Source organism: Bombella favorum, assembly GCF_014048475.1.
Lineage (GTDB): Bacteria > Pseudomonadota > Alphaproteobacteria > Acetobacterales > Acetobacteraceae > Bombella > Bombella favorum.
Map to the genome: position 1 here is coordinate 980,229 of NZ_NWUS01000001.1, position 15,154 is coordinate 995,382.

A 15,154-nucleotide genomic window follows, 5' to 3' on the forward strand; every position below is an offset into this window, starting at 1 on the left:
GCATAAACTAAAGACAGGAAAGATAATGCCTCAGAATAACGCCTCCTCACCTACAACCCGCAAGGATGTTCTGGAACGGCTCTATCATACGGTCATGGCCCGTAAGGGTGCGTCTCCCTCTGTCAGCCACTCGGCCCGCCTCATGGCCAGAGGGCGGAGCAAAATTGCACAGAAATTCGGCGAGGAAGCCGTAGAATGTGTCATTGAGGCCATAAAGGGGGATCGTAACGGCCTCATCAGCGAAAGTGCGGATGTTCTCTACCATCTGATTGTCATGTGGGTTGATGCGGGCATTGATCCAGCAGATGTTTGGGAAGAGCTGGAACGCCGTGAAGGCACCAGCGGCATTGAGGAAAAGGCATCCCGCCCGAAACCGTCTTTCTAAAAATGGTTCATAGGTGGGTTGTTACCCTCCGCCCTTGACTTCCCCCTACCCCACTCCCCAATCATTAGAGGAACGAGGAGGAACCCATCTTATGCCGACACCTACCCCCGCCTACGATCCCAACAATGTTTTCGCCAAGATCCTGCGGGGAGAAATCCCTGCCGAACGTGTCTGCGATAGCAAACATTCCTTTGCTTTCTACGACATTTCTCCTCTGGCCCCCATCCATGTTCTGGTGATCCCCCGCGGGGCCTATACGGACCTGCACGATTTCCTCTCTCGTGCCAGCGATGAGGAGATTCTGGATTTTTGGAAGCTCGTGGATAAAATTTCTGCCGAGCAATCACTCATCCCCAGCGGCTTCCGTCTCGTCAGCAATCTTGGCCCCGATGGAGGGCAGGAGGTTCCACACTTCCATGTCCATCTGCTGGGTGGCCGCCCACTCGGGCCTGTTCTGCCCTCCAGCCGGTAAAAACCAGCCCAACTGAAAAAAGCCTCCTTTCATGGAGGCTTTTTTTACAAAAGACCCGCTTTTCCTCTTGCGCTGCTGCAACATTCCCTCTAGGAAAGCCTCACGCCTTTAGTCCCGTTCGTCTAGAGGCCTAGGACACCGCCCTCTCACGGCGGCAACACGGGTTCGAATCCCGTACGGGACGCCAGACACTTCATGAAAAATCTGAGCTATCTGGCCTAACGGGCATCTACCGCACATCATCTTACCGTGCTGTCCTTCCCCTTAGTGGGCAGACACAAAGTGCGCCTGCCCACCCGATTTCAGAGTGCGATCTTACTGCATCTCGCCCAGAGCTTCGCCATAGCGGGGGCATCATAGCGAGGTGCGGCGACCTCCAGATAGGTACCCTGCCCCGGCCATAGGCTTGGTTACCCCTCCAAGAAGGCCAATACGTCACGAGACGACAAGACACTGCCCAGCTTGGGGAAGAATGTTTCCGTCAAAAAGGCATGTGCTGTTTCATCACCATCGGCGCAAGCATCGTGAATGACTGTAAGGTCATAATCGAGATCGAACGCCTGATTTAATGTCGTCAAAACAACATGTGACGTAGCAACACCGGCTAGAAAAATCTTCTCGACGCCTTGTGCCCGTAGGATCATGTCGAGGTCGGTCCCACCAAAAGCACCAACACGCCGTTTCTGCACAACGGGTTCTTCCGGTTTCGGTGCCATTCTATCGGCAAAGGCAATCCCACGGCTACCAGGGTCTGCCATGCCACTATCCCGTATCCATGAGAACATCTTGTTACGCCCGTTGATTTCCGGATAACCCGGCCGGAAGCACACCGCTACATGGATGATGAAACATCCAGCCTTCCGAGCTGCTGCAAGAACAGTTTCAGCCTGCTTTACGACCTGTTCAGCCCTTTCAGGCGGCAGAAAATTTTCCAGAATATAATTCTGAAAATCCATGAAGATGAAAACCGTTCCAGCTTTTCCACGATTGATAGCAGCCACAGGCCCCTCCCATCAGGGTTAAATATTCCAATAGGTGAGAAACATACATCAAACCGGACACTCAGAAGCAACTGAAGATTGCTACGGAAAAATAGAACATTTTTCACCTTCTATTTAAAATAAGTCATAATAAAAATATATTTTATACAGTAAAAATTGTAAAAATAAGTATAAAAAACTACAGAATTGTTAATTTTATCAATCAATCAATTTAGAGATAACTTATTTATTTTTTATAAAATTTAGATGATTTCATAAATATATAAAATAAATACCACCACGCAAAAAGTTGATCGGATTTACCTGAACTACATCTTGATTACTTTTGATCTTTTTATTAATGAACGGTAAATTAGCGTCTTCAGGCACGATGTCCCCTCTTATTTCCCTGTCGGCTTCATCATTCGCTCCGGGCGACCGGCAAGCAACGTATGTGAAAGGTGCACCCACAATGACACAACACAACTCCTCATATAAAAAACCAGCATCTTTCACACAGGCAGGTTCTGATTCAATTCTGGCTTATAGAAGCAGAACCGCTTCGCCCCTCAAGCTATCAGCCCGGATTGCGCTGCTTCTGGCGGGCGTCTCGTCCTTTTCTATCATCAGCACACCTGCACGCTCGGAGAGCACATCCTCGTCCCAGCAGGGCAGCCTTGTGCGAACATTCTCTCCTGCTGCTGGCGTAACAAGCGACCCAATTACAGACCCCATTACAAACGGCAAGAATAATACCCCCCTTTCCGTAGAGCAGGCGGGCCAAGGGACGACACTTCTTTCCGCCATCAATAGCTATACAGGGGCAACACTCATCAAACAGGGCACTTTGGCCCTCTCTGGTGATGGCAGCATCGCCAGCTCCAGCGGTATTTCCATAGAACAAAATGCTAATTTCGACATAAGCAAAGCCAATTCTGGTGTCACTGTTCAGGATATTTCTGGCGCAGGTAATACCGCCCTCGGGACCAATGGCCTTACCCTGTCTTCAGCCCAATCTGGCACCCCTTATTCTGGTGTCATGTCTGGTACGGGGGGACTGACCATCGCTGATGGAGTAAAAACCCTTAGCGGCCAGAATAACTATACAGGCGATACAACCGTTGCTCAAAAGGCCGGTCTAGACCTCACCGGCTCCATCGCTGGTAATGTCACCAATAATGGCACACTCAATGCCTCTAACGCCACGCTCAGCAATGCTCTGAACAACAATGGTCAGGCCACGTTCACAAGCAGCAAGGCTGGTAATGTCACCAACGCTGAGGGGGCAACCTTCAATGCCACGGGTGGCTCTCAGGCCTCCGCTGCAAACAGCGGCACCATGACCCTCACCGGTGGAAACACAACAAACGGTGATGTCACAAATACAAACAAGGGAGCCCTGACACTTGATGGCAGCACCATCGCCGGGGTTCTGAACAATGGTGGGCTGTCCACCCTTCAGAATGGCTCCTCCATTGTTGGCGTAGTGACCAATGGCGGCACACTCAATGCCTCTAACGCCACGCTCAGCAACGCTCTGAACAACAGTGGTCAGGCAACACTCACAAGCAGCAAGACCGGTGATGTCACCAACGCTGAAGGAGCAACCTTCAACGCCGCGGGTGGCTCTCAGGCCTCCGCTGCAAACAGCGGCACCATGACCCTCACCGGTGGAAACACAACAAACGGTCAGATCATCAATAAGGATCAGGGAACCCTGAAGCTTGATGGCAGCACTATCTCCGGGGTTCTGAACAATAGTGGGCTGTCCACCCTTCAGAATGGTTCCTCCGTTGTTGGCGTAGTGACCAATAGCGGCACACTCAATGCCTCTAACACCACACTCAGCAATGCCCTGAACAATACGGGCTCGACCACTCTCACAAACAGCAAGACTGGTGGTGATGTCACCAACACAAAAAGAGGAACCCTGACGCTTGATGGCAGCACCATCGCCGGGGCTCTGAATAATCGTGGGCTATCCACCCTTCAAAATGGTTCCTCCGTCACTGGCGTAGTGGCCAATAGCGGCACACTCAATGCCTCTAACACCACGCTCAACAATGCCTTGAACAATACGGGCTCGGCCACTCTCACAAACAGCAAGACTGGTGATGTCACCAATATAAACCAGGGAACCCTGAAGCTTGATGGCAGCACCATCAACGGTACCCTTACCCACAACGGCGCAGGTCTAACCGTTACCAGCAACAGTGCCAATGCTAACTCCCTCGCCGGGAGCAGTAACGGTACGCTGAATGGCACACTGTCTCTCAACAATGCCCAAGACACCTACAGTGGTATCCTCTCGGGCAATGGTGGCCTGACCGTCAATGGTGGAACGGAAACCCTAACAGGGGCACAGACTTACACCGGCAACACGGCAATCAATAACGGCGCCACTCTTGCACTGGCTGGAAACGGTAATCTCGAAAAAAGCACCATTCTGCTGAACGTTGGGAACGTAACAGGCCAATCAACGCTTGATATTTCCAAAGCTACCCATGAGGTCTCTATTGCCAACATGGGGTGGGGTAATAATAACGCCACTGTCAATCTCGGTGGGAACACACTCAACATCGCCAGTGCCATTGGTTCAAATGGGGCGATCTTTCAGGGCGATGGTGGGACTCTTATCATTTCGGGCACTTCCCAAGCCCTGAATGGTACCATCCGACAGACCCCTGTCGACAGCGAGACAAATTCTGACGGTACGACTAGCGGCGGTACGACCACGAGCAAAGACACCACTAAAGGCGTCAATCTTGTAGCTAACGCCACAGATGTTACCCTAAATAGCGGTAAGAGCTTCAGCTATACAGGTAGCACAACTGTCAACAGTGGTAGCAACCTGCATGTCAACGGTAATAACTACGGCACAAGCAGCGTTGTTGTGCACGATGACGGCAAGCTGGACGGTACGGGTAATATTGGTTCTACCAGCAGCACAACAACTATTGAACAAAACGGAACCATCACCCCTGGCACGTCCGACCTCCACCGTGGAACGCTGGGCATAGGCGGTAACCTCATCGTCAATGGGACGTCCGACTTCAGCGGGGTTCAGGACAATGGCTCTGGCAAGCTCTCCAATGGCACCGTTTTTGTCGGGAGCGAGACCAACGGCAATCTTACACTGGGCGGAACAGTCAAGGCTGTAGACCTCTCCTTCCAGCAGGGGTCCGGCGTCCAGACGCTCTACCGTTATACACAGCAGCTGACGTTAGACAATCCTACCCTCAAAATGTACCAGACCACAGGTGCTGAGGACCCCAATAATAAAAGCGTCCTCCAGGCGGGTAACCATCAGGTCAATCTGGTTGCGGCCAATACTGGGGACAATCTAACCTTCTGGAACGGCAGCACAACAACCGCCAATGGCCAGGTCAATGGCGGTGATGGTACATGGACGCAGGGACAGACGAACTGGACCACATCCAATGGCGACAAGAGTGCAGCATGGCAGAAAAATGCCTATGCCATTTTCGGTCAGGCTTCCGACAGTGCAATCCAGCAGAACCCAGAGCACGCCTTTAAGGTAACGGTCGCTGGCAACGTCGATGTTGGTGGCATGCAGTTCAGCCAGACGACCCGCCCGTCCTCCTATTCCGTTATCCCCCAGGATGAAAACAGCTCCATCACGCTGCATGGCAACCGCTATACAGACAGAGATCATCCGGACCAGCTTAACCATTACTTCTCTGTTACGGACAACACTGGGCAGTCTGGCACGCCGAGTGATGCCGACATAAAACAGTACGAACAGAATAACGGTATCCTAGTCAACAAATCCGGGCTTGTTTCTATAGTCCGTGTGGGGGATGGCACAGGCTATGGTGACACCAATCTGGCTGTCATCAATACATCTATCAAAGATGATCCGAGCAACCCGACAACCCTCGTAAAGACGGATACAGGCACCCTCATCCTGAACGGTACCAACAGCTATACTGGTGGTACAGTCATTACCAATGGTACGCTCGGTATTACCTCTGACGCTAGTCTGGGGGACCAGAAGGGTGCTCTGAATATCAACGGAGGCACGCTGCGGATCGAGCAAGATCAGGTTAGCACCAACGCAAACCGCAACACTATTCTGGGCTTTAACGGTGCCACCATTGATCTCAATGGATACGAATACAGCAATAATGGGTCAATTGTTGGGCCCAAAGGTGCCGATCTAAAGATTGTAAGCCCGATCCTGGATCACTCCACCTACGATCAGACAACTAAAACTCCCGCCAACCCTACAATCACGCAACTCTTTAATACAGCTCAACAGAACGCCGGTATTTCCTTGGGTGGGGACAAGCCTGTCCTCAACCTCAATGGCAACAATACCTACCTCGGCAATACGGACATTGAGGGCAACCATACGAGCGGGGGAAGCAATATTGTTGTCAATGCCAACAGCACAACACCCTTTGGCTACTCTAACAGCACAACAAAAGGCGGGGACCTGAACATAACGGGCGGTGCCACCGTCAATATGAATGGTGGGCAGGATCAGTCTGCCTCCATGGGCAACCGTAATGTCACCGTCGGCGAGAGTTCTTCCACCTACCCGCAGGACCACAGCGTCCTAAACTTCAATAATAAAAGTGTTGCCGACACGGCCCACATCACAAACAATGGTAACGCTAGCGTTGTCTTCAAAGATTCCAGCTCGGCCTCACAATCCACTATCCAAAATGCCGGGGGCGTCGTCTTTGCAGGTCATGCAACCGCCGATGCTGCTACCATCCAGAATAACAGCGATAGCGCCAATGTTGACATCTCCGGAACAGCAAACGGGGTCTCCATCGGCTCCCTGTCTGGCAATGGTAGTATCTCTCTGGGCAAGCAGACACTAACAATCGGGGCTCTCAACAAGAACGATACCCTCTCTGCCACCATACAGGATGGCGGGGCCGGAGGCTCCCTCATTAAAGCAGGAAGTGGCACCCAAACGCTGACAGGCGCCAACAACTATACCGGCTCGACCACCGTGCAGAACGGCACGCTTGCTCTGGCCGGTAATGGCACCATTGCCCCGTCTTCCTTCGTGGATATCAAGCAAGGGGCCAATCTGGACCTTAGCCAGTCTTCTAATAACCAGAATCTATCCGATATCCGGGGTGGCGGTAATGTCGCTCTCGGTAGTCACTCCCTTTCTCTGACGAAGGCTAATGCAGACTATAGTTATGATGGTATCATCTCCGGGACGGGTGGCTTAACGATCCAGAGCGGAACAAAAACACTTACGAATAAGCAGGCTTATACGGGTGACACAACCGTTGCTCAGGCTGGCGGCCTGAACCTTGCGGGCTCCCTCGCTGGGGCACTTGCCAACAGTGGTAAGGCTACCCTTCAGAATGGCTCTTCCGTTGCTGGTGATGTCACCAATAGTGGCACGCTCAATGCCACGAACGCCACGCTCGGCAGCGCTCTGAACAACAGTGGTAAGGCCACCCTTCAGGATGGCTCCTCCGTTGCTGGTGATGTCACCAATAGCGGCACCGGTAATCTGACAGCTACCAATGCCAAGCTGAATAATGTCACAACAGATGGGACATTGCTGCTCGACAAGGGAACAACTGTTGCCAACAAGCTCGCTGCTAATGGTGGGACATTCACCATTGGGGAAGGTGGTGCCTCTGTCGGCTCCCTCGCTGGAAACGGCACAAGCCAAGGTATCCTCAACGACACCCTCACCCTCACCAAGGCCAAGGACAGCTATGCTGGGTCCCTCTCCGGCAATGGTGGCCTGACAGTCGCTGGTGGGATCGCAACTCTCAGCGGCACCAACACTTATAAAGGTGACACACATGTAACCAGTGCCGAAGGCGCTGGACTAAACCTCACAGGCTCCATCGCTGGCAAGCTAATCAATGATCAGTATGCTCAGATCACAGGTCCAAATGCACGGGTCGAGCAGGAAACCGTCAATAACAAGACGCTGGACGTCTCCAACGGCGCTACACTGGCCGCCCTCTCTAACAACGGTTCCGCTACTTTCACAGGCAGCAAGGCCGGTGATGTCACCAACGCTGCAGGAGCAACCTTCAACGCCACGGGTGGCTCTCAGGCCTCCGCTACAAATAGCGGCACCATGACCCTCACAGGTGGAAATACAACAAACGGTGACGTCACCAATAACGATAAGGGAACCCTGACGCTTGATGGCAGCACCATCGCCAACGCTCTGAACAATAGCGGTAAGGCCACCCTCACAAACAGCAAGGCCGGTGATGTCACCAATAAGGATCAGGGAACCCTGACACTTGATGGTAGCACCATCAACGGTACCCTCACCCATGACGGCGCAGGCCTGACCGTGACCAGCAACAATGCCACCGCCGGCTCCCTCGCCGGAAGCAGTAATGGCACGCTGGATGGTACGCTGCACCTCAACAATGCCACCGGCACCTACAATGGCAGCCTCTCCGGTCATGGCGGCCTCGCCATCGATAAGGGCACAGAGACCCTTACAGGCAAGCAGGCTTATACGGGTGACACAACCGTTGCTCAGGCTGGCGGCCTGAACCTTGCGGGCTCCCTCGCTGGGGCACTTGCCAACAGTGGTAAGGCTACCCTTCAGAATGGCTCTTCCGTTGCTGGTGATGTCACCAATAGTGGCACGCTCAATGCCACGAACGCCACGCTCGGCAGCGCTCTGAACAACAGTGGTAAGGCCACCCTTCAGGATGGCTCCTCCGTTGCTGGTGATGTCACCAATAGCGGCACCGGTAATCTGACAGCTACCAATGCCAAGCTGAATAATGTCACAACAGATGGGACATTGCTGCTCGACAAGGGAACAACTGTTGCCAACAAGCTCGCTGCTAATGGTGGGACATTCACCATTGGGGAAGGTGGTGCCTCTGTCGGCTCCCTCGCTGGAAACGGCACAAGCCAAGGTATCCTCAACGACACCCTCACCCTCACCAAGGCCAAGGACAGCTATGCTGGGTCCCTCTCCGGCAATGGTGGCCTGACAGTCGCTGGTGGGATCGCAACTCTCAGCGGCACCAACACTTATAAAGGTGACACACATGTAACCAGTGCCGAAGGCGCTGGACTAAACCTCACAGGCTCCATCGCTGGCAAGCTAATCAATGATCAGTATGCTCAGATCACAGGTCCAAATGCACGGGTCGAGCAGGAAACCGTCAATAACAAGACGCTGGACGTCTCCAACGGCGCTACACTGGCCGCCCTCTCTAACAACGGTTCCGCTACTTTCACAGGCAGCAAGGCCGGTGATGTCACCAACGCTGCAGGAGCAACCTTCAACGCCACGGGTGGCTCTCAGGCCTCCGCTACAAATAGCGGCACCATGACTCTCACAGGTGGAAACACAACAAACGGTGATGTCACCAATAGCGGCACACTCCAGGCCACGAACGCTACGCTCAACAGCGCTCTGAACAACAGTGGGAAGGCCACCCTCACAAACAGCAAGGCCGGTGACGTCACCAATAAGGATCAGGGAACCCTGACACTTGATGGTAGCACCATCAACGGTACCCTCACCCATGACGGCGCAGGCCTGACCGTGACCAGCAACAATGCCACCGCCGGCTCCCTCGCCGGAAGCAGTAATGGCACGCTGGATGGTACGCTGCACCTCAACAATGCCACCGGCACCTACAATGGCAGCCTCTCCGGCAATGGCGGTCTCGCTATCGATAAGGGCACAGAGACCCTTACAGGCAAGCAGGCTTATACGGGTGACACAACCGTTGCTCAGGCTGGCGGCCTGAACCTTGCGGGCTCCCTCGCTGGGGCACTTGCCAACAGTGGTAAGGCCACCCTTCAGGATGGCTCTTCCGTTGCTGGTGATGTCACCAATAGTGGCACCGGTAATCTTACAGCTACCAACGCCAAGCTGAACAATGTCACAACAGATGGGACATTGCTGCTCGACAAGGGAACAACTGTTGCCAACAAGCTCGCTGCTAATGGTGGGACATTCACCATTGGGGAAGGTGGTGCCTCTGTCGGCTCCCTCGCTGGGAACGGCACAAGCCAAGGTATCCTCAACGACACCCTCACCCTCACCAAGGCCAAGGACAGCTATGCTGGGTCCCTCTCCGGCAATGGCGGCCTGACAGTCGCTGGTGGAACAGAAATACTGACAGGCAACAGCACCTATTCTGGTCCTACGATGCTCCAGAATCAGGCGACGTTGGAAGTAGACGGCAATAACGGTCTTGCAAGTGGTCTGGTTACCGTCGGGAACGGTGCAACCCTGCGTGGTATAGGCACCGTCGGGTCCACGCAGGTTGCCTCTGAGGGTGTGATTGCACCGGGTACTATCGGTTCTAATACGCCGTCGACCCTGCATATCAATGGTGATCTAACCATGGCGCAGGGCTCTATTCTGCGTATTCGTGGTACGAGCGACACAACAGGTCAGACCATCGACACAGCCAAGGGCACTGGGTACCAGGAGGCCGCTTCCGACCGTCTGGCCGTTACTGGGAAGGCAAACCTGCAAGGTGGGACGCTGGACCTCCAGCTGAAAAATGCAGGGCTTGGCCTGACATATAACCAGGCTTATCGAATCCTGACAGCTACAGGCGGGATCAGTGGTCAGTTTGACTCCAAACTTTCCAGCAATCTGGCACCGCAATATGCATATCTGGACCCGACCTTCGCCTACAGTGCTGATGCCGTTGACATCGTTATGCGCCGCAAGCCTAACTCCTTCAGCATAGTCGGTGAAACACGCAACCAGATCACCGCAGGCCGTGGGCTGGATCGCCTTGACCAGACCTCAGCACTAAGCCAGGCCATGACAGGTCTGACCAAGACGCAGGCACGTCAGGCACTGGATAATCTTTCTGGCGAGCTGCATGCTTCTATTCGCACAGCCCTGATTCAGGACAGCTTCTACATCCACAATGCGGCGATGAACCGTCTAGCAAACAGCGACTGCGACTATGGCCGCAACGGTCAGAGCCTTTATGACCTGAAGACACATCAAAAGAATGGTGCTTGCTATTCCGACCATGCCGTTCTTTGGGGGCAGGCTTATGGGGGGCTTGGCCATAATGGTGGAGATGGCAATGCTGCCCTCATGCACCACAACACGGCCGGGTTCATCATGGGGGCTGATGCTCCGATCAACCACAGCAACTGGCGTGTCGGCGGGCTACTCTCTTACGGGCATTCTCAGTTCAACGTCCAGCGAGGGCATTCTTCCTCCGGCAACAGCAACAACATCTCCGTTGGGGCCTATGCCGGAACACATTGGGGCCGCCTGAACCTGCGCCTAGGTGCTGCCTATAGCTGGAATGTCATTAACACTCGGCGTCAGATCTCCGTTGGGGATTATGGCGGGCGTGTCAACAGTGGCTATCTAGGTGGAACAGCACAGACCTTCGCCGAGCTGGGCTACAAAATGCGTGGTGAGCATGGCGTGTTCGAGCCGTTCATGAACGTGTCCTATGTGAACATGCAGACCAACAGCTATCGTGAGCATGGCAATGAAGCCGCTCTGCGCAGCCGTGGGACAGATGCTGGTGTTACCTTCTCTACCTTTGGCTTCCGTGCTGCTACGAGGCTGAACATTGGTCGGACGATCTTCACACCGCACCTCACGGCAGCTTATCGCCGCGGGTTTGGCCGTCTGGGTTCGCGCCAGCATGAGTCCTTTGCCATGACTGGGGGAAGCAGCAGCATGGATGTCGCCGGTGTGCTGCTCTCCGACAATGCCGCTATTATCGACACTGGCGTGACAGCCAGCCTGAACGACCATGTCGATCTGGACCTGTCCTATATCGGCCAGTATGGCAACCAGTCCACCGAGAGCGGTGCGACAGGCTCCTTCAAGATGAAGTTCTGATCCTAACGCACATCTCTACTTACAAACAAAGAAGGGCGGGTCATTATGGCCCGCCCTTCTTCAATTTAGGGCATTCCCCACTAGCCTGCGGCACTGGGACAATACCCCCTCACCATTTCCTATCACCTGTCTGACAGGACGTTAGACAAGACGACCTAGAAGGTCGGCAAAGTCCCGAATACCTGCGCTGATATGTCCAGCAGCGTCGTGCGTTAGCGCTTCCAAAAAGCTTGCGCCATTCTGCAGGAAGCTATCAAGACCCGGTCTGACACGACGCGGAAGAGGTGTTCCGTGCTCTGCCATGTCAGCCTGTGCGCCAGCAAGACTCTGGCTCATTGACGAATCGCCGTTGCCCGTCAAGGACGTTCCGGATGAAGCCTGACCAATCAGCTTCCGCTCGGAACTCAACAACCCGTTCAACAGAACACCGCCCAGCGTTATGGCAGCCCCCAACAGCAGGCACCCACCAGATACTTCATTCAACTCATGTTCATTAAGAGTTCTCATGACGAGTCTCCAAAACTTTCATCATAGGAAGTTGGAGAATTAACACCGATTCTCCAAGAATATGGAGCAACATATTCTCTATTGGAGTCAATATTATTTTTATTACATTATAATTGTTAACTATATATCAATTTAAAAATAACAATTAATTATTATATTTACTTTGATAGACTCTCAAAGTCATTGCGTTAACTCCCCTATTTCGTTGAGTTTTTCTCTTCCCTTCATCCCCGAAAGACATTTCGGAGCATCTGGATATAAAAAGTAAATAAATAAAATCTATTCTAAAAAATCAAAAGGAATGAATTAATCTTCAATAAGTAAAAATGACCTACCCTCTCTTCGTATCAGGAAAAAATCTAAAAATAGAGCCGAAGATAGTAGTTCATGATCGTCCCATCTGGCCAAGCCGTTAATTATATTCCACAGACCCATGAAGCTCTTATCAAAGCTGCGCTTTTCATGCCTGATAACCTTCCTTCATTGTCTGAAGGTCGTCTTTTCACATTTCAGGGGGGGACGCTGGTTATTGCCCCAGCATCATGGTCGGGGCTTGTTAGTTCTTCTGTCATAGCCGCCCCACACTCCCTCATCATAGACCCTGGAACGGGCGGTCAGCTCGTCATTGATTATGCAGGGTTAGACAGCACAACACTCCAGACCAACCTGTCTCTGGAGCTGCAACTCGTCAGCCCACCCCCGCCCAGTTTTAAGCTCCAGTTTATCTTTTCCACCACACAGGCTTTAACACAGACAATAACTCGACAACGTTACGATGTCCCAACAAACCAAACCATCATCCAACTGAATGAAAATTACAGCCTCTACAACACAGCCCATACGGACATCTTCATTCCCGGCAATCCCTACCAAATACCGCAGGACGGGCAATGGTACCCACTCAACGCTCCAGCAACTGGACAATCCACACAACAGAATGGCTCAACTGTTGTCTGTTATCTCGCTGGGACCCTAATTGATACGCCTCAGGGCCCACAAGCCATTGAAAAGCTACGCCCCGGTGATGCCATTCATGTTTTCCAGAACGGACAGAAATCTGTCGAATATCTTCGCTGGACCGGGCAAAAAACCGTCGTTCCCACTTCATCTGATGATTGGCCAATACGCATACGACGCCATGCATTCGCAGAGAACTGCCCCTTCTGCGATCTCTACGTTACAGAAGAACATTGCCTACTTCTAAAAGGTGCCTTCGTTCCTGCCCGTATGCTCGTCAATGGTCGGACAATCCTGCGGGAAAAGCGGGACCGTTACGATATTTACCATATCGAAACATATGAGCATCGTATCATCAGTGCCAATGGTGCCCTCTCTGAAACCTATTTAGATACCGGGAACCGCCCCAGCTTCACCACGCCCGAAGAGACATTGTCTATTACCTCCCGAGCAGCCCTTCATTCCCGCATAAAGAGCTGGCAGCATGATGCCGCCGCCCCCCTGAAGGTAGAACGAGATTTCGTAGAACCTCTCCATGCCGCACTGGCAGCCCGAGCTACCAAACTGGGCTTCCCGGAAGATGCGGCTCCTCATACCCTGACAAATGACCCAGCCTTGACCTTACTGGACCCACGAGGAACAGAACTATCTCTCTATCAACGCACTAATGGACATTACCTATTCCGGCTGAAAGATGATCCGCCTTTCCTCATCATCAAATCCCGGACAGCACGTCTGGACAGGGCTATCGGCCCCTTCGTGGATGATAGACGGATGCTAGGAGTTCTCGTTGGCGAGGTAATGTTGGTCCAACCCGATGGGACGGACCTACCTCTGACATCCCATCTAACAGCCCCGGAAGGCACCGGCTGGGATGTCATGGAGACTGCACACTGCCGCTGGACCAATGGCAAAGCCCGCCTGCCACTTCCCGATGTCGAGAAACAGGAGGGCTGCCTTCTGAAAATCGAAATACTTAGTGCTGGCCCGTATATCCTGTCCTGACGCAACAGCCAGAACGACGTAAGGGGATGGCCATACAGACCATCCCCCATCACAGAGAGCCCGCCCTTGGTCGGACAGAAACCCCACATACACACCCTATTTTAGGGATGGTACGGCTTAGATCAGACGTGTAACGAAGTTCACAGCCTGCTGGATGCCTTCACCAATCAGGGAAATGATGCTGGTAAGCGGGTGCTGCAGGAAGTTAGTGAAAGCCTGAACAGGCCCAAGCAGCTGCCCCAGGCCACCGAAGCCACCAAGGTTGACGCTAGGGGTATTGGCAGCAGCCGGATAACCAGCCGGTGCATAGTTGGCGGACGGGATCGTGTTGGTGTTAGCAGCCGGAGCCAGTGCGCTCTGAGCATTGTTACCAAAACCACCAAACAGACCACCAAGCAGGTTGCCTAGCAGACCTGCACCACCGGAAACACTGTCCAGCTCACGGCTATTAAGAGCTCTCATCTCAAGTCTCCACACAATTTTCTATTAAGAGATCGGAAGTCTTCACACACCTTCCGAGAGCGATAAACTCACATAGTTTGACTACAGTCAACAATAAAATGATATATTATTTTGCATTAACTTTGTAATAATATTAGATATACCATTACAATACATTGTGTTATTTCGTATTTATGTTAATAATTTAATCACAAATAGGAAATTCTACATATTTTCTTTTTCATGCATGAATATACCAACAAATCGATGCCAAGTTCCATAATATGGTCATCCTCTATCATGCGATTAATGCCACCAATAACATGATGACCTTCATTAAACATTCCACATACACAACTAACATCATGACTACCGTCAGACAGTTCCCCAGGGGGAGCTAACTCCCTTAAAACATTACCTGATCCATCTTTTTTCTCTGCACACATAGCTTGACCATCCCACCAAAAGTCCTCTAGAAGACGCCCACGCCTTTAGTCCCGTTCGTCTAGAGGCCTAGGACACCGCCCTTTCACGGCGGCAACACGGGTTCGAATCCCGTACGGGACGCCAGCATC

Annotated in this window: 7 protein-coding genes and 2 tRNA genes; 6 read left to right on the forward strand and 3 right to left on the reverse strand. The window is 52.6% G+C overall.

Features of this window, described 5'->3' with window-relative positions:
- Positions 1-25 precede the first annotated feature (25 nt).
- The 3 genes from CPA57_RS04470 (at position 26) to CPA57_RS04480 (ending at position 1,044) form a co-directional block, all read left to right on the forward strand.
- A complete protein-coding gene (locus tag CPA57_RS04470; protein WP_182081603.1) occupies positions 26-385 on the forward strand; it encodes a phosphoribosyl-ATP diphosphatase in 360 nt (119 codons plus the stop codon).
- Positions 386-476: 91 nt separating this feature from the next.
- On the forward strand, positions 477-857 hold the full coding sequence (locus CPA57_RS04475; protein ID WP_182081604.1) for an HIT domain-containing protein: 381 nt from the start codon (positions 477-479) through the stop codon (positions 855-857).
- A 111-nt stretch (positions 858-968) separates the two neighbouring features.
- Positions 969-1,044: transfer RNA gene (locus CPA57_RS04480), tRNA-Glu, on the forward strand.
- 223 nt (positions 1,045-1,267) lie between these two features.
- On the opposite strand, the gene CPA57_RS04485 is transcribed toward CPA57_RS04480, so the two are convergent.
- A complete protein-coding gene (locus CPA57_RS04485; protein WP_326831346.1) occupies positions 1,268-1,858 on the reverse strand; it encodes a cysteine hydrolase family protein in 591 nt (196 codons plus the stop codon).
- 451 nt (positions 1,859-2,309) lie between these two features.
- Here CPA57_RS04485 and CPA57_RS04490 point away from each other — a divergent pair, with 451 nt between their 5' ends.
- Positions 2,310-11,669 carry an autotransporter-associated beta strand repeat-containing protein gene (locus CPA57_RS04490; protein WP_182081605.1) on the forward strand — a complete coding sequence of 3,120 codons (9,360 nt, stop codon included), beginning with the start codon at positions 2,310-2,312 and terminating at the stop codon, positions 11,667-11,669.
- A gap of 141 nt (positions 11,670-11,810) precedes the next feature.
- Here the strand turns inward: CPA57_RS04490 and CPA57_RS04495 are convergent, their stop codons facing one another.
- Positions 11,811-12,176, reverse strand: a complete 366-nt coding sequence (locus CPA57_RS04495) for a class IIb bacteriocin, lactobin A/cerein 7B family (RefSeq protein WP_182081606.1) — start codon at positions 12,174-12,176, stop codon at positions 11,811-11,813.
- A 387-nt stretch (positions 12,177-12,563) separates the two neighbouring features.
- On the opposite strand from CPA57_RS04495, the gene CPA57_RS04500 reads away from it, so the two are divergent.
- The gene (locus tag CPA57_RS04500) at positions 12,564-14,138 is read left to right on the forward strand and encodes a Hint domain-containing protein (RefSeq protein ID WP_182081607.1); all 1,575 of its coding nucleotides are present in this window, start codon (positions 12,564-12,566) and stop codon (positions 14,136-14,138) included.
- Positions 14,139-14,255: 117 nt separating this feature from the next.
- On the opposite strand, the gene CPA57_RS04505 is transcribed toward CPA57_RS04500, so the two are convergent.
- Positions 14,256-14,600: a hypothetical protein gene (locus tag CPA57_RS04505; protein WP_182081608.1), complete on the reverse strand. Its 345-nt coding sequence runs from the start codon at positions 14,598-14,600 to the stop codon at positions 14,256-14,258.
- Between the two features lie 473 nt (positions 14,601-15,073).
- Here CPA57_RS04505 and CPA57_RS04510 point away from each other — a divergent pair.
- Positions 15,074-15,149 (forward strand) — tRNA-Glu (locus CPA57_RS04510).
- Positions 15,150-15,154: the final 5 nt, after the last annotated feature.